Raw genomic sequence first — 18,771 nt, forward strand, 5'->3', positions numbered from 1 at the left:
CCCTGGTATCCCCACCGGAGCCCGCATGCACCCCACAAGCCCCCTCTTTCCACAACGCCGCTCGCTGCTGTTGCGCAGCGCAGGCCTGCTCGCCGCCACCGCCGCACCGGCCTGGCTCACGCCCGCCCTGGCGCAAGGCCTCTCACTGCGCCCCACGCCCAGCCAGACCGAGGGTCCGTTCTACCCGGTCGCCCTGCCGGCCGACAACGACTTTGATCTCCTGCGCAACGGCCGCGTCGACTACCGGGCTGGCCAGCCGGCCTGGGTTGAAGGCGTGGTGACCGACACACGCGGCGTGCCGGTCGCCGGTGCGGTGGTGGAGATCTGGCAATGCGACCAGGCCGGCCACTACCACCACCCTGGCGACGGCGGACGCGCCGATCCGGCGTTCCAGGGTTTTGGCCGAGTGGCGGTGGCCAGGGACGGCCGCTACCGCTTTCGCACCCTGCGCCCCGCGCCCTACAGCGGGCGCACACCGCACATCCATGTGAAGGTGAAGCTGGACGGTGCCGATCTGCTCACGACCCAGCTCTACGTGGCGGGCGACCCGGGCAATGCGCGCGATTTCCTCTGGCGTCGGCTGGATGAACGCAGCCAGGCTGCGATCACCGTGCCTTTCGAATCCGGCAGCGACGGTCTGCGCGCGCAGTTTCCCATCGTGGTCCAGGCCTGAGCGACTCCGGGCCGCGGGGGCTGCAGCCCCCGCACCGCCTGTGCGCCCACGTCCATCCGCCGTTGAGCGTCTTTGGACCGCGTGTCATATCCCCTCGGGGGAACAGGCTGCCCATCAGCCACTAAGCTCCGCGCATGGATTCATTGACGCAAATCACTCTGGGTGCCGCCGTGGGCGTGGCCGCAATGGGCCGGCGCACTGCGGTGTGGAAGGCCGCGCTGTGGGGCGGCATTGCCGGCACCCTGCCCGATCTCGATGTGTTCGTCGACTACGGCGACGCGGTGCTCAACATGGTGCGCCATCGCGGCGAGAGCCATGCCTTTTTCTACCTCACGTTGCTCGCGCCGCTGCTGGCCTGGGTGGTCTCTCGGCTGCATGGCGAAGCGACGCTGTTCAGGCGGTGGTGGCTGGCCTTGTGGCTGGTGCTCATCACCCACCCGCTGCTCGATGCCATGACGGTCTACGGTACCCAGCTGCTGATGCCTTTCACCAACCACCCGTTCGGCGTCGGCAGTATGTTCATCATCGACCCGGCCTACACCGTGCCGCTGATCGTGGGCGTGGTCGCCGCACTGCGCCTGAAGAACGCGCGCGGTCTGCGCTGGAATGCCGCCGCGCTGTTCATCACCACGCTGTACCTGGGCTGGAGCGTGGTTGGGCAGCAGCAGGCGGAGCGCGTGGCGCGCGACTCGCTGGCCCAACAAGGTATCTCTGCGCAAGGACTGCTGGTGACCCCCGCACCGTTCAACACGGTGCTCTGGCGGTTGGTCGCCACCACGCCTGAGCAGTACTTCGAAGGCTATTACTCGTTGCTGGACAGCGCGCCCACCGTGCGCTGGACCGCCTACCCACGTGGCGCCGAGCTGTTGGCCCGACACGGCGACAACGACTCGGTGCAGCGCATCGCCGCATTCAGCAAGGGCATCTTCAGCCTGAGCGAACAGGACGGACGCGTGCTGCTCACCGACCTGCGCATGGGCCAGGAACCCGCGTACGTATTTCGCTTCGATGTGGGTGCCAGCGATGCGGTGGGCGCCGACGCCCCGGTGCAGCTCGCCATGCGCCCTGACCTGCGCCGCGGCCTGCCGTGGTTGTGGGACCGCATCTGGGGCGTGGATGCGCCGCTCCCTGTGGCCACCCTGAGTCTGGGCGAGCCCCCCGCGCGCTGACCTGACTGCGTACCCGAAGGGCGGCTGAGGCCAACAAAAAAAGCCGGCCAGACGAATCGCCTGGCCGGCTCCATCTCAGCGCCTCGAAAGGCGCAGCCGCTTATTCACAGCAGGGCATCCCCATCAGGCAGCAGACCGCGCCCGCGACGCAGCAGGCGCCTGCAGCCAGCGCGGGGAACGACATGGCGAACAAGGCCACGGCGGTGAAGGGCTTGAGCAGTTTGGCTTTCATGAATATCTCCAAAAAATAAAAAGGTCAAAAACGAAGTTGTCTCAGACGACGGCCATGGGAGGGCGCCAGATGTCATGCGGGTCGTTGCTGAGCCAGGTCTGAGGGATCAGCGACGCGGGCGACCTGTCCACCAGGGCTGGAGAAGGCGCCAAAGCCATCGCGGTGTCTGCCATCACCGGCACGCAGGTCACGCAGCCCGCACCGGCTCGCAGCGCCACACAGCAAGCTTGCTCGCCGTCACAACAGCCAGCGGTTGCCGCGACCGGTGCCACGACCATTTGCCACAGCAAGGCCAGGCCCAACAAAAGCTTCAGCACCGAACGCGACCAGCGAGGCAGCGACATGGCGAAGCGATGCACTGGCAAAGCTGGTGGATGTTGACTGCCTCAGGCCAGCAGCAACGTAATCACCACAATGGCCACCCCGATCAAGAGGTTGATGCCCACCCAGGTCCTTATGCTGGCGAGCGCGGCACCACCCGCAGCCCAGTCGCTGGCCGCCACGGCCTTGCCCAGGCGCTTGAACAATGCGAATCGGATGTGGCCAAAGATGGCGATCATCACGATACCCAGCGTGGCCATGATGGTCCAGTCCAGCGGCATGTTGAAGCCCAGGCCGGCCTGCACGGATTCCTTGGCCACCCGGCCAATCATCCAAAGACCACTGGCCAGCACGAGCACGGCTGCGACCAGCACCGCCTTGAAAAAGCGACCGAGCACGTCGTGCATCAGGCGCAAGCGCACCGGCGGCTCCAGCGACAGCGTGGCCGGTCGCAAGAAGAAATGGGTGAACACCATGCCGCCAATCCAGACGATGATGGCGAGCACGTGAGCAAGCTTGAGGGCGGCGTAGATCATGAGGGCTGTCGCTTTCGGGGTATGGACGGGTCTTCAAACAGAGCGTCGGCATCGTAACAAAGAGCCCTGCGCGTGGAGATACCCTTGCCTTCGTCAGGCCAATCGCCCTGGGTCAGGCCACAGAGACGCCGCCCCCAAATCCTGCATTGACTGGTCGTGCGAGAGGTGTCGTTTGCCAGGGTCGAGAGATCCCGTTGACAGACTGCACTTGCAGCCTGCGGTGGCTCCCTGAAGTCGCGGATGGCGAAGCATTGCTCTGAGCTTCAAAAAAACTTGTCACGTTTTTCCAGCTCGATGCGACCAAGTGGAGGACGGTGCGGCACGACGCAGCATCGCAAAACACTTTTCAAAGGAACCACCATGAAAACCTTCGCCATTGCCGCCCTGCTCGCCGCGTCCTCTTTTGCCGCTTCGGCCCAAAGCGCCATCGGTGACCTCCCGTTTCAAAACGATGTGAAGCTGGAGTCGAACAAATCCCGCGCCGAAGTGATTGCGGAGCTGCGCCAGGCGCAAGCGCAAGACCTGATCTCCTATGGTGATGTGCACAAGCCGGCTTTGCAATCCAGCACCAGCAAGTTGACCCGCGCCGAAGTTGAAATGCAGGTTTCGGACCTCGCCAGCATGGGCAAGCTGTACCGCAACAGCAACGCCACTCAGGTCTACCTGAACTGAAACCGAGGTGCTTGCAGCGCTCTGCATCACCACCCCTCGCCCAGCGCCGCGCAGGAAAGCCCCTGCGCGGCGTTGTCCATTTCTGGTGCAGCGTCGCCCAGCTCTCCACACGACGCACCGCAATGCACAGAGGAAGGCAAGGCCAATCCGCACCCCGCAAGCTCCATCACCGCGTCACAGTCGGGCATGTTTCACGCACAAGGCAAAGTCCTGTGCGTGAAACATGCCCAGGGCCACCTGCTCATGGCAACATCCCAGATCCCGACGGTCCGCCGATCGGTGCCACTCAGGAGGAGCCCATGACCAACACACCCCCATCCACCTCCGTGACCGCGCGCCTGACCGCCATGGCCGCGCGCCGCAGCGGGCTCGATGTGGCCTCGATTGAACTCGGTACGCCCCTGGCCGACCTGGGCATCGATTCGCTCGGCCTGGCGGAGTTCATGTTCGACATCGATGATGAATTCAAGATCGAGATCAGCGACGAACAGATGGTCAAGCTCAACACCGTGGGCGACCTGGTCGCGCAAATCGAGCTGGAGCTCAAGAGCCGCACCCACCCATGAAAGTCGCCATCACAGGCCTCGGCGCCACCTGCGCCAGCGGGCTCGACCTCGCCACGCTCTGGGCAGCCGTGCTGGCGGGAAGGTCCTCGGCACAGTTGCTGGATGCTGTCCCCGAGATCGGGCTGCAAGGTATCACCGTGTCGATGTGCAGCACCGACTTCACCTTGCCAGGCCTGCCCCCGCATGCGCTGCTCGACCTGGACCGGGTCTCCTTGTTCAGCCTGCATGCGGCACAGCAGGCCCTCAGCCAGGCCGAGTCCCAAGGTCAGGCGCTCGACCGCGAAAGCCTGCCTGTGCTGTGGGGATGCAGCATGGGCGGCCTTTCCACGCTGGATGCGGGTTACAGCGACCTGCTGATTCGCCACAAGAAGCGGGTGCGGCCCACCACCGTCCCGATGGCGATGCCCAGCGCGCCCGCCTTTCATGTGGCACACCACCTTGGCCTCAAGGGCACGGTGAGCACCCTCTCCGCTGCCTGCGCGTCGTCGGCCCTGGCCATCGGGCAGGCCTGCCGCATGATCGAGCGAGGTGAAGCACGGCAAGTGCTGGTCGGCGGGGTCGACAGCATGATGGCGCCCGCCGTGCTGCGGGCCTGGCAAGCCAGCGGGGCACTGGCGCGCGCCGATGCAGCCGCGCCCCACACCAGCTGCCGTCCGTTTGACGCCAGCCGCACCGGCTTCACCATGGGCGATGGTGCGGCCGCCTTGCTGCTGGAAAGTGCTGACTCGGCTCAGGACCGGCAGGCGCAGGTGCTGGGCTGGGTGCGCGGGTTCGGCCACACCAGCGACACCGCACACATTTCGCGCCCCAGCCAGGCGCCCCAGGCGGCGGCCATGCGCGCAGCCCTGCAAGACGCCGGGATCAGCCGGCTGGAAGACGTTGACTACATCAATGCCCATGGGACCGCCACGGTGCTGGGCGACGCGGTGGAGGCGGGCTCCATTCGAGAGGTGTTCGACTCGCGCGGCGAACAGATCCCGGTGAGCTCCACCAAACAGGTGCATGGTCACTTGCTCGGCGGCGCCGGAGCATTGGAGGCGGTGGTGACGCTGCTGGCGCTGCGCCATGGCCAGCTTCCGCCCAACGCCCATCTGCACACGCTTGGCGATGACGTGGCGCCCTTGCGGGTGCTCCGCGAAGCCTGTCAGGTCCGGCCAGGCGGCCTGGCCTTGTCCAACTCGTTCGCTTTTGGCGGGGTCAATGCCGTGCTGGCGCTGCAAGCAGCGATAGCCTGAACGAGGCAGCTCGCCGTGAGCCCGGGTTGTCTCCTTCAGCCAAGGCGATGGCGAATGGGCACCCTCGAACACGGCATCCACCCTGGGAGCCGCCGCGCTGGGCGGGTCAGACGTCGCTCAACACGCCATCCTGCCGGCGCTGCAACCGGTACGGCGGCAGACCCTGCAACATGCGCCGCCCATACGCTTGCCGCAGCAGCCGTGCGTCGTAGCAAACCACCACCGCCTCGTCGGCCTCGGTGCGCAAGGCCCTGCCCGTCCACTGCAACAGCCGCGCGCCGGTGGCCGGCACCACCAGCTCGCTGAACGGGTCGCGGCCCTGGGCCTTGAGCCAGTCGGCGCGCGCCTGCCCCACCGGATCGCTGGGCGAGGCAAACGGCAGCTTGGTGATGAACACCCATTCGCACAGCTCACCCGGCAAATCCAGCCCTTCGCCGAACGACTGCAGGCCAAACAGAATCGACGCCCGTCCCTCAGCCACGCGCTCGGCGTGGCGGCGGATGAGCAGCGTGCGCGAAGCTTCGCCCTGCACCAGCACCCGGTCGCGCAGCGCGCCGTGCTGGCCGCGCTCCAGCAGCTCCTGCGCGCGGCGCATGAGCGCGCGCGAGGTGAAGAGCACCAGCGCACCACGCTGCACCTGCATCAGATCGTCCATCAGCGCGTCGAGCATTTCGCGCGAATACGCCTCCACGTCTTTTGGGTCGGCGCGCGTCTGCACCACCACCAGCCGGCCCTGGCGCGCGTGGTCAAACGGGCTTTGCACCTCGCGCGCTTTGGCCGCGTCGTCAAACGCCAGACCCGATTCGTGCAGGAAATGGTCGAAGCTGCCGCAGGTGGTGAGCGACGCGGACGTGGCCACCGCCGCGCGCACATGGCGCCAGAGATGGCTGCGCAGCAGGCTGCCGGGCTGCAATGGGCAGGCGTGGGCGGTGAGCGTGACCAGGCCGCCCTGAATGCCCGCCTCCAGCCACTTGGCCAGCGGCGGCTGACCGGCCAGCGGCTCCTGCAGCCAGAGCTCGGCCGTGGCCTGCAGGTGTTGCAGGCGCGGCGCGAGCACGCCCAGGCGGCTGTAGAGCTTGGCGCAGCGCGCCGCGTCGCCCGGGTTCTCGCGCGCCATTGCCTTGAGCTGCGTGGCCAGCGCTTCCATCACCTTGAGCAAGGCGCTGGATCGCGTGTGCAGCTGCGCCACGGTATCAAGCCATTCGGGCGGCAGCGCACCGCCTTCGAAACGCTCGACCACCGGCACGCTGGCGCTGTCAAATCCGCCGCGCGCCACCGGGGCGCGCGCGGCGCGGCCGGTCAGCTGGTCCCAGGCAGGCAGCGTACCCACACGCGCCATGGCCAGGCGCGCCAGCTCGGCCTGGGCGCGTTTGAGTTCGCCGGCAACGGCAGATACGTCCACACCCGGTGAGTGCTGCAGCGCGCTGGCCACTTCGTCGACCGCGCGCGGCAGTCGATCCAGCCACTGGCTGCGCATCAGGTCCATGCTTTCGGTGAACTGGCCTTGCGCGACGGCGCCGAGGTGGTGCGCCTCGTCGAACACGATGTAGCAGTCTTGCGGCGCGGGCAAAGCGTGCAGGCCCAGGGTGGAGAGCAGCAGGTCGTGGTTGACCACGATCACCTGCGCCTGCGCCAGGCGCGCGCGCGCCTGGTAGTAGCTGCAACTGTTGTAGCTGGGGCAGTGGCGCGCGGTGCAGGTGTGGCGCTCGGCGGCCACCGGGCTCCAGAGCTCGGCCTCGGGTGGGTCGGCCAGCTGGTCGCGGTCGCCGTCCCAGGCGCCGCTGTCCAGCGACGCGGTCCACTGCGCGTACTGCTGCGCGCGCTCGCTCCAGCGCTCGGCGGCGCGCGCGCTGGCGGCGGCACTGGCCACGGTGTGGGCGGCCAGGGCATCGGGGGACTGGCCGGCGCTGTCGGGCGCGTCGTCGCCTTCGAACAGGTCGGCGCTGGCGGCGTCGCCGCCGCTCAGCTGGTCCAGCTTGAGGCGGCACACATAGCGGCCGCGGCCCTTGGCCAGCGCAAAGCTGAACGGCTGCGGCAAGGCGGCCGAAAGCGCAGGAAGGTCCTTGACCATGAGCTGCTCCTGCAGCGCCACCGTGGCGGTAGAGAGGATCACGCGCTTCTGGTGCGCCAGCGCGAGCGGAATCACGGTGGCCGCGTAAGCCGCCGACTTGCCCACACCAGTACCGGCCTGCACCACCGCAATAGCGCGCTCGCCCGGTGGCTCGTCGCCGGTGTTGTGCGCCGCCTTGTCTTCTGCACTCGGCCAGTCGACCAGGCTGAGCGTCTCGGCGATGTGCGCCGCCATCTCGCGCTGGCCGGCGCGCGCGCGAAAGCCTGGTGATTTGGCCACCAGGTGGTCGAACGCGGCCAGCGCCAGGGCCTCGCGCGCCAGCGGGCCACGCGGCGGGCCGGCGGGGGCCACGGCATCGTGGTCAGGAGAAACAGCGGTGAGGTCGGTCATGGTCGGGCCAGTCAACCGGGCATTGTCCCAGACGGGTGTTCCGGGTCTGACGACCAGGGTGTTGGTCCCCGCGCTGCTGCACTGCACAATGACCACATCCTGTTCCCGGAGCCCTGCATGCCAAGCGCCACACCATCCGCCTCCCGCTCGACGTCTCGCTCCCAGCGCCCCGCCAAAAAAGGCCACCTGCGCATCGACCTCGCCCTGCAAGGCGGCGGCTCCCACGGCGCCTTCACCTGGGGCGTGCTCGACCGCCTGCTCGAAGACGAGAGGCTGGAGATTGCCGGCATCAGCGGCACCAGCGCCGGCGCCATGAACGCGGTGGCACTCGCCGCTGGCCTGATGGAGGGCGGGCGCGACGGCGCGCGGGCCGCGCTGCGCCGCTTCTGGCACAGGGTGGCTGACGCCTCGCCTTTCAGCCAGCTCCAGGACTCGCCACTGGGCCTGTTGTTCGGCCCCGAAAACCCTTGGCTCAAACCCTGGCTGGCACCACTGCAGCAGGCCGCGCAATACGTGGGTAGCCAGTTATCGCCCTACCAGCTCAACCCGCTCAACCTCAACCCGCTGCGCGACATCCTGGCCGACACGGTCGACTTCAAGGCCGTGCGCGCCTGCGACCGCACCCACCTCTTCATTGCCGCCACCCATGTCGCCACGGGCGAGCTGCGCATCTTTCGCCAGGAAGAGATCACCGCAGACATGGTGCTCGCCTCGGCCTGCCTGCCGCTGCTGTTCCAGGCCGTGGAAATCGACGGCGAGGCGTACTGGGACGGCGGCTACGCCGGCAACCCCGCGCTGCTGCCGCTGATCGCCGAGACCGACGCCGACGACTTGCTGCTGGTGCAGATCAACCCCAGCCGACGCGACACCCTGCCCACCACCGCCGAAGACATCCTGGACCGCGCCAGCGAGGTCACGTTCAATGCCAGCCTCATCAAGGAGTTGCGCACCATCGGCCTGATCAAGGAAGTGCTGGCCGATGCCGGACGGCCCGACTGCGCCTACCGCCGCTCCCTGTTCCGCCGCATCGACGACCTGCGTCTGCACCGGCTCGACGCCGAGGCCGAGCTGTCGCAATTCGGCGCGTCCAGCAAAACCCAGACCAGCCGCGCCTTCCTTCAGCAACTGCACGACATCGGCCGCCAGACCGCAGACACCTGGCTGGCCAAACACGGCAAGCACCTTGGCCAGCGCTCCACCTTCACACTGCCCACTGAGCTGATGCCCTGAGCGTTAGCGTTCCCGCCGATGACGTCCACCCTGCCCTGGTTCTGGGTCGTACTGGCTGGCGGTGGCGCCGCCGCGCTGCTCGGCGCGCGCCAGCTGCTGCACCGTGGCCTCGCGCCCACCGCGAGCACCGAAGGTCCAACTCCCGCCGGGCTGAACCTGCCGGCCAACGACGTCCAGATTCCCGGCGTGGCGGGCCAGCACCTGTTTGCCTGGTACGTGCCCGCGCCCGCGACTGCATCGATCAGCGCGCCAGCCGTGGTGCTGCTGCACGGCTGGGGTGGCAACGCCAGCACCCTGCTGCCTGCAGCCCAGGCCTTGCACGCCGCTGGCTATGCGGTGTTGCTGCCCGAAGCGCGCAACCATGGCCGCAGCGCGCGCGGCGGCCACAGCTCATTGCCTACGTTCGCCGACGATCTCGACACCGCGCTCGACTGGCTGGCCCGACAGCCCGGTGTGAACCCTCAGCGCCTGGCCGCGCTGGGCCACTCGGTAGGCGCTGCCGCGGTTCTGCTGGTGGCCTCGCGCCGGCCAGGTCTGGCCGCAGCGGTCAGCGTTTCGGCTTTTGCTCACCCCGAGCAGGTCATGCGCCGCTGGCTCGCGTCCTACCGAGTGCCCTTCTGGCCGCTGGGCTGGCTGGTGAACCGCTACATCGAAGCCGTCATCGGGACCCGCTTCGACCCCATCGCGCCGCAGGCCACGCTGGCCCAGGCGCGCTGCCCGGTGCTGCTGCTGCACGGCCGGCAGGACAGCACCGTTCCCCTGGCCGACGCGCGCGCACTCATGCTGCGCCGCGGCGCAGCCCGCGCAACGCTGCTCGAACTCGATGGCGGCCACGAGGGCTTTGCCGACCCCGCCCAGGCCGAACAGGCGGTGCTCGATTTTCTGCGCCGCACCACCTGAGGCACCCGGCCAGGGCCGACCTGCTTCGGCCTGCGACGGCAAGGATCGCGTTCACCCCATGGCGCCGCTGGCGCTGCGGCAAGCGCGACAGCCCACTCCGGCCTCAACCGCTACGCTGCATGACTCACCCATTCCCACCCTGCCCGTGACCCCCCCCACCGCCGAGCCCGACCCAGCCAACGCCCCCGCCGGCGGCGCACCGCCGTCGCAGGCCCTCCTGTGGGCCATGCTGCTGGCGCTGCTCTCGGCCTTCGCGCTCAGCCAGGCCTACCGCAGCGTCACCGCCATCATGGCGCCCAGCCTGCAGGGCGACTTTGGTCTCACGCCCGCTTCGCTGGGCACCTTTGCCGGGCTGTTTGGCCTGTCGTTTGGCGTCACGCAGTTCTTCATGGGCATCGGCATGGACCTGTATGGCTTGCGCCGCACCGTGCTCACCGCCTTCCCGCTGGCTGTGGCTGGTGCCGCCCTGTCGGCCGCAGCACCCAGCTACGGCTGGCTGCTCATGGGCCAGCTGCTGATCGGCGTGGGTTGCGCGCCGGCCTTTCTGGCCTGCACCGTGTTCATCTCCCGGCATTTTCCGAGCTCGCGCTTTGCATTTGTTTCAGGCATTGGCCTGGGCATTGGTGGCACCGGCCTGCTGCTCACCGGCACCCCGCTGGCCTGGCTCGTCGAGCGCTGGGGCTGGCGCAGCGGCTTTGCGCTGCTGGCCGGCTTGTCGGTGCTGGCGTGGCTGCTGATCTGGCGCCGGGTCCACGAGCCGGCCCTGGCGGGTGCAGCACCTGAGCGCGAGCGCTGGGGCGTGGCGGTGCGCCGCTTCGGCGCGCTGTTTCTGCTGCCACACACGCTCGGCATTCTGATGCTCGGCATGGTCGCCTACGCCTCGTTCCTGGCGCTGCGCGGGCTGTGGATCGCGCCCATGCTGATCGACCGCTACGGCTTCACGCTGGTGCAGAGCGGCCACATGGCGCTGGTGATGTCGCTGATCTCGCTCTTTGCCCCGGCCCTGTTTGGCCGCTTCGATCCCGGACCGACCCGCCGGCGCACCTGGATGGTCAACTTCTCCCTCCTGGTGGCCGCGCTCTACATGGCCCTGGGGCTGGTGCACCACGCCATGCTCAACATGGCGCTGGTGGTGAGCATCTCGATGCTGTCGGGCTATGCGGTGCTGCAGTATTCCGACGTGCGCTCGTCCTACCCGCCCGATCTCACCGGGCGCGCGCTCTCGGTGTTCACCATGGCGCTGTTCCTCGGCGTGGGCCTGGTGCAGTGGCTCACTGGCCAGGTGGCCAACTGGGCGCAGACCCAGGGCATCGAGCCCTACCGCGCGGTGATGATCACCATCGGCGCGCTGCTCGCGCTGGGCTCCACCGCGTTTCGCTGGCTGCCCCGCTCGCCGCTGTTGCTGCAGGCACAGGAACCGAAGCGGGTGCAGGAAACGCACTGAACTCTCGCGCCCGTGCTCTGCGCCACGCCAAGTGCCTGGGTGGCCACACCGAATAAATTCATCGCGGCAGGCACCCGCCAACCGAGAAACATGTTGCCGGGCTGCCGCAGGGAGCCGGTGGGCCGAAACGGCGCGCGCGCCAGGCTTCAGCCCTGGTTCAGCGTCTCCAGCGCAAACAGCGGCACTTCGGCCTGGCGGCTGAGCCACAGGCCGCCACCCTGCGGCGTGAAGCCTGCTTCCAGCCCGCGCCGGTAGAGCGCGGCCCGGTGGCGGAACAGGCCGGGGTCGGTGAGGTCCTCGTCCACGATGCCCAGCTCCCAGTCTTCCCGCGACAAGGCTTCCAGGTAGAGCGCGCCGTGCGAGAGCTGCCCCAGGTTGTGCAAAGCGCGCTTGAGGTCAGCCGGGTTCAGGTAGGCCAGCACACCCTGGCAGATCACCAGGTCGAACGGTGCCTCGGCGCGGTAATCGACCACCGAACCGGGTTCCCAGCCATAGCGCTCGCACAGGTAAGGGCTGAACTCAACGCCGTGGTACGTGGCCAGCGGGAAATGCCGCGCCACGACGGCTTTCCACAGCCCGATGCCGCAACCCACATCCAGCACCCGGTGCACCGGCACGCGCAGGAACTGCAGGTAGCTGCAGACAAAATCCCCCAGCCGCTCCATGTGCTGCGGGTCGACCACCCTCGTCTTCTGGTCGAAATAGAAGCGCTGGTAATACGCTTCGTCGAAGGTGGCCGCGCTGGTCGACTTCAAGGATGAACGCCTGAGGGGCGCAACTCAGCGCGGCACGCGGTGCAGCGCGCAGATCTTGTTGCCGTCGGGGTCGCGCAGATAGGCGATGTACATCTGCGCGCCGGGGCTGCCGCGCAGGCCCGGCGGGTCTTCGCAGGTGGTTCCGCCATGGGCCACGCCGGCGGCGTGGAAGGCGTCGGCCTGCTCAGGCGAACTGGCGGCAAAGCCGATCGTGCTGCCGTTGCCGTGGCACGCGCTATCGCCGTTGATGGGCAGGGTGATGCCAAAGGTGCCGGTGGGGCTGCGGTAGAAAAAGCGGCTGCCGTTGGCCACACCAGGGCCGATGCCCAGCGTGCCCAGCACGGCGTCGTAAAACTGGCGGGATTTTTCGAGGTCGGCTGTACCGACCATGACATGGCTGAACAAGAGTCTGTCTCCTTGGGTGGCCCACAGAGGGCGGTGGAACGGCAGGCCTGATCCAGCGGGGTGGATCAGGCCGGGTGGATGTTACCGGGCGGTCACTCGGCGGCAAGTCACTTGGGCGCAGCGATCTCCGCGTTCGGCGAGTCCTACCGACCGGTAAACTCCTGCCCCATGTTCAAAGACTGGGAGGTCCCATTGGGTTTCAAACGCATTTCTGTCGCACTGGTTCTGGTTTCCTTGCTGGCCGCTTGTTCGACGGTCAAGAAGACGGCCCTGGCGCCAGAATCCAAGCAAAAGATCAAGACCGTGGCGGTCTTTGAGACACCGGAGCCGCAGGAATATTTCCTGAATCCTGGTCAGCTGCCGGGGGGTGCGGCCCTCTATGCGTTTGGCGCTCTGGGTGGTCTGGTGCTGGGGGGCATTGAGGCCAACCGCATGCAGAACGCCACCAGCGAATTCATGGCGGCCATCAAGCCCACCCAGCCTGACGTCGCCCGCCACTGGAACGAGAACGTGCTGTCTCACCTCCTGGCGAAGGGCTACCAGGCCACCGTGCTGCCGCCCATGACCAAGTCTGAATCCAAAGACACCGAGGTCTGCGGTTCCGTTGCCGGCAAGTACGACGCCGTGCTCTTCACCGGCATCTCCACGGGCTATGCAGAGACCTCGTCCGTCGCGCCGCGCGTGGTGGCCTCTGTGCGCCTGCTGGCCGGCGACTGCCAGCAGACGTACTTTGAGGAAACCTTTCTGTACGCTGCACAACCGCTCGGCTCGCTCACCCATTTGCCTAGTGACGTCCAGTTCACGTTCCCTACCCGCGCCGCGCTCATCGCAGACCCGTTGAAAGCCAAAGAGGCGCTGCGATCCGGGCTGGGCGAGATTGCCAAGAAGGCTGCCTCGGCCCTGTAGCCTGAAACTCAAAGGCAGTCACGAACTGTGACTGCCTCCCATTCCCTCAGATCTGCTCAGCCCAGCCAGCCGCTCCCGCCCGCTGCGCGCGGCCCAGGGCTTCGAGGGTGTCTAGGATGCGGGGCAGGCCTTTTTTCCAGAGCTGTATTTCGCCCTGTCAAGCTCGGCTCGTTGCCGCATTGGCGCTGCCGGGGCAGGAACTGTGATGTTGGTGGAGCTCGATGGTGGCGTGCACCATCTCTTCATGCACCGCGAGCGCCTCGCGCACGGTGTGGGGTGTGAGGTTCGCCTCGCGGGTCTGCACGGTGAGCGCGCAGGCGTAGCTGCCACGGCCCACCCGCCAGACGTGCAGGTCGGTCAGCTGGGTGCTGCCGGCGGCACCCAGACCTTCCACCACTACGCGGATTTCGGCCACCACAGGGTGGTCCATTTCGCGATCGAGCAGCACGCGGCTGGTGTCGCGGATCAGGCCTTTGGCCCACACCGCCACCAGCACCGCACCGACGATGCCCATGAGCGGGTCGAGCCAGTCCCAGCCCCAGAGCCAGCCGCCAACCAGGGCGACGATGGCCAGCACCGAGGTGGCGGCGTCGGCCAGCACGTGCAGGTAGGCCGAGCGGAGGTTCAGGTCTTCGTGGGCATGGCCGTGTGCGTGGTCGTGCCCATGGTCATGGTCGTGTCCATGAACATGCCCATGGTGATGAGCGTGGTCGTCGGAGCGGCTGAGGATGAAGGCGCACACCAGGTTGACCAGCAAACCGAGACACGCGACTGCAATGGCTTCGCGATAACGGATGGGCTGAGGGTCAAAGAACCGGTCCACCGAGGCCACCACCATGAGCGCCGCCACGCCAAGGAGAAACAGGGCGCTGGCGAAGCCGCCGAGCACCTCGATCTTCCAGGTGCCGAAGGCGAAGCGCTGGTCGTTCGCCAGGCGACGCGCCGCCGCGTAGGCGGCAGCGCTGACGCCGATCGCGACCGCGTGCGAACTCATGTGCCAGCCGTCGGCCAGCAGCGCCATGGAGCCGTACCACCAGCCGGCGGTGATCTCCAGCACCATGGCGGTCAGGGTGATCCAGAGCACGGCCTGCGTACCCCGCTCGGCGGCGCGGTTGTCCTGGTGGAAGTGGTGACTGTGCGCCGCCGGAGCGGCGGCGGTGGTGGGGTCGTTCATGACGCTGCGCCGGGGTTTACTTCCCGGTGTGGTTGGCGGCAATGAAGTTGCCCGGCTGCGAGAAGAAGATGTAGAGCGTCTGCTTGGCGGCATCGCTCACGGCCGGGTTCTTGAACGACAGCTTCCACTCCTTGCCCTTCTTGCCGTCCACCAGCTCGGCCTTGTCGAGCTTGACGGCTTGCCAGGACGCGTCGAGCTTGCCGGCCTTGATCAGCGAGGCCTTGCGCTGGTTGGCGCAATCGGTGACGACGGCCTCGGTGGCGGGTTTGTTGCCGTGGAAGTGGCAGCTGCCGCCCACGTCGGCGAGTGCGGCGGGTGCGGCGAACAGGGAGACGGTGAGGGCGCAGATGGAGAGGGTGGTTTTCATGATGGGTTCCTGAAGGTGTTGCAGATCAACAAGGGGGAAACGGATTCAAAGGCCATCGCGGCTGGTGTCGCGGGTGTCTTCGACCGCCATGTCTTCGTGCGCGTGCCGGTGCTCGGCGGCGGGGAAACGGAAACTGTCGGGGTGGGTGTCGTGCTGGTAGCCGTGCAACTGGGTGAAGAGCAGGTAGACACCCGCGTAGAACAGGGCGAGGTTGGCGGCGTAACTGAAGCGCTTGAACGAGGCGCGGTGCCGCCACAGGGCGAGCAGGCCGACCATCACGGTCAGGGCCGCGATCTGGCCCAGCTCCACGCCGACGTTGAAGCTCAGGATGCGGCCCAGTTCGCTCGCGAAGTCGTTGCCCAGCGGCAGCTGCTGCAGGCGGGTGGACAGACCAAAGCCGTGCAGCAGGCCAAAGCCGAACACCATCCACAGCAGGCTGGGCGAGGCCATCTGAAAATGCTTCTGGAAGCCGCCGTTGTTGTCAAAGGCTTTGTACATCACGCTGAGCGCAATGATGGCGTCGATCAGGTAGTAGTTCCAGGTGATGTGCATCAGCGTGGCAAAAACCAGGGTGATGCTGTGGCCCACCGTGAAGACGGTGACGAATTTGACGACGTCCTTGAACGAGGTCAAAAAGAACACCACGCCGAAGAGGAACAGCAGGTGGTCGTAGCCGGTGAGCATGTGGCTGGCGCCCAGGCCCACGTACTGCAGGTAGCCGCCATCCAGCATGCGCTGTTTGTCGGCATCTGAGATGCCGTGGGCCAGGGCGACCAGCGGCGCGAGGGCGAGCAGCAGCCAGATGGCTGCGCTTCGCAAGCGTGAAACGTTCATGAAAAGTCCTGTGTTCGGGAAGAGGTCCGGGCCGCAGCGACGCTGGCGGCACGGCTGACCTCGCGCGAACCATGGTGCGCGAGGTCGGGCACCCGGTGGGCACCCGGAAAGTCTCAGGCCCGGGACTTGGGGGGACGCAGCAGGCCGGCCAGATCGGCCGAGGGCGGATGCACCGCAGGCCGCGCCCTGGGTGCGTTGCGCGGCAAGGCCGAGGGCGGCAGAGCCGCCGCCACCGGCAGGCCCTGGAACTGCGCGCCTTCGCTGGCATGCACGTGGTGCGGAGCGTGATCAACCTGATTCTTGTGGCCGGCCTCGGTCGGTAGCGCGGCGCCCAGGTCGTCGTGGCCCAGCGTGTCGTGCTGGTGATGGCCGTGGTCGATCGCATGCGCGAGCGCATGGGCCAGTCGCTCGGCTTGGTCCATGCGCTCGGCCGGAAGCGCCCAGGCCAGGCTCTGCAGCAGCAGGCCACCGATCAGGAACCAGGACACGAGGATGGATTTCACAGACCTGGATTCTATCGGCGCGATGCCTGAAGCGATCTTTGTACGGGTACGGTGGCCATGCGCTTGACCTCGCGCATCCATCAACCAGATGGCGCGCCAGGCCAACACCGCCATCGTCGTGGTCACGCACGACGAAAAAATATCCCCACCTTCAAGCGCATTTACCACATCCGCGACGGGCAAACCGTGGAAGAAGTGGGTGAAGGACGGGCTTTGGAGCCGATGGCCTGAGCGCAACGGCCTCGCCGGGCGGCTACCATCCTCCCATGCACTTTTTTGACGCCGACGCCACCCGAGCCGCCCTGCCCTTTGACCGTCTGATCCCCGCCATCCGGGAGCGCTTTGCCAGCGGTGTGGAAACGCCGGCGCGCCATGTGCATGAAATCACCAGCCCGCTGAGCGATGCCGGCGGCGACATCGCCAGCCGGCGCATGACCTCGCTCATCATGCCGGCCTGGATACCGGGGCGGTATTACGGCGTGAAGATCGTCAATATCGCGCCGGGCAACGCCAAGCGCGGCCTGCCCGGCCTGCACGGCAGCTACCTGCTGTTTGACGCGCGCACCGGCGTGCCGCTGGCCCACATGGACGGCGACCAGATCACCGCGCGGCGCACCGCGGCTGCGTCGGCCCTGGGCGGCTCATACCTGGCGCGCGAAGACGCCAGCCACCTGCTGGTGGTGGGCGCGGGCAAGGTGGCGCGCCTGCTGCCGGCGGCCTGGCGCGCGGTGCGCAAGATCGAACAGGTGACGGTCTGGGCACGGCGCCCCGAAGAAGCGCAGAAGCTCGCTCGTCTGCTGAAAACCGAAGGTTTCCAGGCCGAAGCGGCCACCGACCTGCAGGCCGCCTGTGCCGAGGCCCATATCGTGAGCTGCGCCACGCTTGCCACGGAGCCGGTGGTGCGCGGTGCCTGGCTGGCGCCAGGCTCGCACCTGGACCTGATCGGCAGCTTCACGCCCGCCATGCGCGAGGCCGACGACGCTTGTTTCGAGCAGGCGCGCGTGTTCGTGGACACCGACGAGGCGCTGAAGAAAAGCGGCGATCTGCTGGTGGCGATCGCCCACGGCGTGATGAGCGAAACCGATGTGCGGGGCACGCTGACCACGCTCTGCAAAGGCGTGGCCACAGGGCGCAAGAGCGCGACCGAGCGCACTGTCTTCAAGGCGGTGGGCACAGCCCTGGAAGACTTGGCCGCCGCAGTTCTGATTTACGATTCACGCCGAGCCGAAGCGGTCTGAACCGCGCCAGTCGGCACACACACCTCATTTTTGCGCGGCATCGCGCTGGCCCTTTCGCGGTATTTTCATGACGATTCTGATGTTTCTCGCTGGCCTGGCGGCGCTGGTCGGTGGCGCTGAGCTGCTGGTGCGCGGCGCGTCCAAGCTGGCGCTGTCATTCGGCATTTCGCCGCTGGTGGTGGGCCTGACCATCGTCGCCTTTGGCACCAGCGCGCCGGAGATGGCGGTCTCGGTGGGCGCGGTGCTTGAAGGCAAGACCGACATCGCCATTGGCAACGTGGTGGGCAGCAACATCTTCAACGTGCTCTTCATCCTGGGCCTGTCCGCGCTGATCACGCCGCTGGTGGTCAACATCCAGCTGATCCGCCAGGAGGTTCCGATCATGCTCGGCGCTTCACTGCTGTTGCTGGTGTTTGCCCTTGACGGCAATGTCGGCCTGCTCGACGGCGGCATGCTGTTTGCCCTGCTGCTGGCCTACACCGTGTTCCTCATCGTGCAGTCGCGCGGCGAGACTCGGGCCGCCAACGACGAGTACGCGGCGGAGTTCAAGCCGGCGGAAAAAGGCGGCTGGGACGAGCGCCTGCCGGTGCAGCTGGGCCTGATCGTGATCGGGCTGGCCTTTCTGGTGCTGGGTTCGAACTGGCTGGTCACCGCCTCGGTGATCTTTGCCAAAGCGCTGGGCGTGAGCGATGTGGTGATCGCGCTCACCATCGTGGCCGCGGGCACCTCCATGCCCGAAGTCGCCACCTCGGTGATGGCGGCCATCAAGGGCGAGCGCGACATTGCGGTGGGCAATGTGGTGGGCAGCAGCACCTTCAACCTCCTGGGCTGCGTGGGCCTGTCGGGCATGGCGGCGGGCAGCGCGGGTCTGGTGATCCCGGCCTCGGTGATGAGCTTCGACATCTGGGTGATGGTGGCGGTGGCCCTGGCCTGCCTGCCTGTCTTCATGACCGGGCGCGAAATCGCGCGCTGGGAAGGCGGCGTGTTCCTTTTCTATTACGTGGCCTATGTGAGCTACCTGGTGCTGCTGGCGCAACAAAGTGCCTCTTTGCCGCTTTACGCGATGGTGATGACCAGCTTCGTGCTGCCGCTGACCGTGATCGCCATGGTGGTGGCCATGGTGCGGAGCACCGGCAAGGTCTGAGGCCTG

The 18,771-nt window shown here is 67.3% G+C and carries 21 protein-coding genes and 1 pseudogene; 12 read left to right on the plus strand and 10 right to left on the minus strand.

What is annotated here, in order from left to right:
- Positions 1 to 25: 25 nt before the first annotated feature.
- Both QUV25_RS04600 and QUV25_RS04605 read left to right on the plus strand, forming a co-directional pair.
- A complete protein-coding gene (locus tag QUV25_RS04600) occupies positions 26 to 673 on the plus strand; it encodes a protocatechuate 3,4-dioxygenase (RefSeq protein WP_300861660.1) in 648 nt (215 codons plus the stop codon).
- A gap of 134 nt (positions 674 to 807) precedes the next feature.
- On the plus strand, positions 808 to 1,842 hold the full coding sequence (locus tag QUV25_RS04605; RefSeq protein ID WP_300861662.1) for a metal-dependent hydrolase: 1,035 nt from the start codon (positions 808 to 810) through the stop codon (positions 1,840 to 1,842).
- Positions 1,843 to 1,942: 100 nt separating this feature from the next.
- Here the strand turns inward: QUV25_RS04605 and QUV25_RS04610 are convergent, their stop codons facing one another.
- Genes QUV25_RS04610 through QUV25_RS04620 form a run of 3 tightly spaced genes read right to left on the minus strand, consistent with a single transcriptional unit; the run spans position 1,943 to position 2,931 of the window.
- Positions 1,943 to 2,074, minus strand: a complete 132-nt coding sequence (locus QUV25_RS04610) for a hypothetical protein (protein WP_300861665.1) — start codon at positions 2,072 to 2,074, stop codon at positions 1,943 to 1,945.
- A 41-nt stretch (positions 2,075 to 2,115) separates the two neighbouring features.
- Positions 2,116 to 2,418 (minus strand): hypothetical protein, encoded by a 303-nt coding sequence (locus tag QUV25_RS04615; protein WP_300861666.1) that lies wholly within the window; start codon positions 2,416 to 2,418, stop codon positions 2,116 to 2,118.
- A 42-nt stretch (positions 2,419 to 2,460) separates the two neighbouring features.
- On the minus strand, positions 2,461 to 2,931 hold the full coding sequence (locus QUV25_RS04620; RefSeq protein ID WP_300861667.1) for a CopD family protein: 471 nt from the start codon (positions 2,929 to 2,931) through the stop codon (positions 2,461 to 2,463).
- Between the two features lie 273 nt (positions 2,932 to 3,204).
- Between QUV25_RS04620 and QUV25_RS04625 the strand changes: the two genes are divergently transcribed.
- The 3 genes from QUV25_RS04625 to QUV25_RS04635 all read left to right on the plus strand — a co-directional run bounded on the left by QUV25_RS04625 (position 3,205) and on the right by QUV25_RS04635 (position 5,404).
- Positions 3,205 to 3,603 (plus strand): DUF4148 domain-containing protein, encoded by a 399-nt coding sequence (locus tag QUV25_RS04625; RefSeq protein WP_300861669.1) that lies wholly within the window; start codon positions 3,205 to 3,207, stop codon positions 3,601 to 3,603.
- Between the two features lie 299 nt (positions 3,604 to 3,902).
- Entirely contained in the window at positions 3,903 to 4,169 is a 267-nt protein-coding gene (locus QUV25_RS04630) for an acyl carrier protein (protein ID WP_300861670.1), read from the plus strand.
- Entirely contained in the window at positions 4,166 to 5,404 is a 1,239-nt protein-coding gene (locus QUV25_RS04635; protein ID WP_300861671.1) for a beta-ketoacyl synthase, read from the plus strand. The genes QUV25_RS04630 and QUV25_RS04635 overlap by 4 nt, the downstream gene beginning before the upstream one ends.
- 106 nt (positions 5,405 to 5,510) lie before the next feature.
- Here QUV25_RS04635 and dinG read toward each other — a convergent pair whose 3' ends face one another.
- Entirely contained in the window at positions 5,511 to 7,865 is a 2,355-nt protein-coding gene (dinG, locus tag QUV25_RS04640; protein WP_300861673.1) for an ATP-dependent DNA helicase DinG, read from the minus strand.
- 117 nt (positions 7,866 to 7,982) lie between these two features.
- On the opposite strand from dinG, the gene QUV25_RS04645 reads away from it, so the two are divergent.
- The 3 genes from QUV25_RS04645 to QUV25_RS04655 all read left to right on the plus strand — a co-directional run bounded on the left by QUV25_RS04645 (position 7,983) and on the right by QUV25_RS04655 (position 11,439).
- Positions 7,983 to 9,095, plus strand: coding sequence for a patatin-like phospholipase family protein (locus tag QUV25_RS04645; protein ID WP_300861674.1), 1,113 nt, complete (start codon positions 7,983 to 7,985; stop codon positions 9,093 to 9,095).
- A gap of 18 nt (positions 9,096 to 9,113) precedes the next feature.
- The gene (locus tag QUV25_RS04650; RefSeq protein WP_300861676.1) at positions 9,114 to 9,995 is read left to right on the plus strand and encodes an alpha/beta fold hydrolase; all 882 of its coding nucleotides are present in this window, start codon (positions 9,114 to 9,116) and stop codon (positions 9,993 to 9,995) included.
- A 217-nt stretch (positions 9,996 to 10,212) separates the two neighbouring features.
- Positions 10,213 to 11,439: an MFS transporter gene (locus QUV25_RS04655; protein ID WP_300862040.1), complete on the plus strand. Its 1,227-nt coding sequence runs from the start codon at positions 10,213 to 10,215 to the stop codon at positions 11,437 to 11,439.
- 146 nt (positions 11,440 to 11,585) lie between these two features.
- On the opposite strand, the gene QUV25_RS04660 is transcribed toward QUV25_RS04655, so the two are convergent.
- A complete protein-coding gene (locus QUV25_RS04660; RefSeq protein WP_300861678.1) occupies positions 11,586 to 12,194 on the minus strand; it encodes a class I SAM-dependent methyltransferase in 609 nt (202 codons plus the stop codon).
- Positions 12,195 to 12,218: 24 nt separating this feature from the next.
- A complete protein-coding gene (locus QUV25_RS04665) occupies positions 12,219 to 12,599 on the minus strand; it encodes a VOC family protein (RefSeq protein WP_300861681.1) in 381 nt (126 codons plus the stop codon).
- Positions 12,600 to 12,767: 168 nt separating this feature from the next.
- Here QUV25_RS04665 and QUV25_RS04670 point away from each other — a divergent pair, with 168 nt between their 5' ends.
- On the plus strand, positions 12,768 to 13,505 hold the full coding sequence (locus QUV25_RS04670) for a hypothetical protein (RefSeq protein WP_300861683.1): 738 nt from the start codon (positions 12,768 to 12,770) through the stop codon (positions 13,503 to 13,505).
- A 157-nt stretch (positions 13,506 to 13,662) separates the two neighbouring features.
- Here QUV25_RS04670 and dmeF read toward each other — a convergent pair whose 3' ends face one another.
- From dmeF to QUV25_RS04690, 4 genes are all read right to left on the minus strand, one after another.
- Positions 13,663 to 14,679, minus strand: a complete 1,017-nt coding sequence (dmeF, locus tag QUV25_RS04675; RefSeq protein WP_300861686.1) for a CDF family Co(II)/Ni(II) efflux transporter DmeF — start codon at positions 14,677 to 14,679, stop codon at positions 13,663 to 13,665.
- A gap of 16 nt (positions 14,680 to 14,695) precedes the next feature.
- On the minus strand, positions 14,696 to 15,046 hold the full coding sequence (locus QUV25_RS04680) for a DUF6488 family protein (RefSeq protein WP_300861688.1): 351 nt from the start codon (positions 15,044 to 15,046) through the stop codon (positions 14,696 to 14,698).
- Between the two features lie 45 nt (positions 15,047 to 15,091).
- The gene (locus tag QUV25_RS04685; RefSeq protein WP_300861690.1) at positions 15,092 to 15,880 is read right to left on the minus strand and encodes a HupE/UreJ family protein; all 789 of its coding nucleotides are present in this window, start codon (positions 15,878 to 15,880) and stop codon (positions 15,092 to 15,094) included.
- A gap of 113 nt (positions 15,881 to 15,993) precedes the next feature.
- A complete protein-coding gene (locus QUV25_RS04690) occupies positions 15,994 to 16,383 on the minus strand; it encodes a hypothetical protein (protein WP_300861692.1) in 390 nt (129 codons plus the stop codon).
- A 79-nt stretch (positions 16,384 to 16,462) separates the two neighbouring features.
- Here QUV25_RS04690 and QUV25_RS04695 point away from each other — a divergent pair.
- The 3 genes and pseudogenes from QUV25_RS04695 to QUV25_RS04705 form a co-directional block, all read left to right on the plus strand.
- A pseudogene (locus tag QUV25_RS04695) lies at positions 16,463 to 16,614 on the plus strand (ABC transporter ATP-binding protein); the annotation flags it as partial.
- Between the two features lie 35 nt (positions 16,615 to 16,649).
- Positions 16,650 to 17,621 carry an ornithine cyclodeaminase family protein gene (locus QUV25_RS04700; protein ID WP_300861694.1) on the plus strand — a complete coding sequence of 324 codons (972 nt, stop codon included), beginning with the start codon at positions 16,650 to 16,652 and terminating at the stop codon, positions 17,619 to 17,621.
- 67 nt (positions 17,622 to 17,688) lie between these two features.
- Positions 17,689 to 18,765, plus strand: coding sequence for a calcium/sodium antiporter (locus QUV25_RS04705; RefSeq protein ID WP_300861695.1), 1,077 nt, complete (start codon positions 17,689 to 17,691; stop codon positions 18,763 to 18,765).
- Positions 18,766 to 18,771 lie beyond the last annotated feature (6 nt).

This window comes from Hydrogenophaga sp. (assembly GCF_030373245.1).
Taxonomy (GTDB): Bacteria; Pseudomonadota; Gammaproteobacteria; order Burkholderiales; family Burkholderiaceae_C; genus Hydrogenophaga.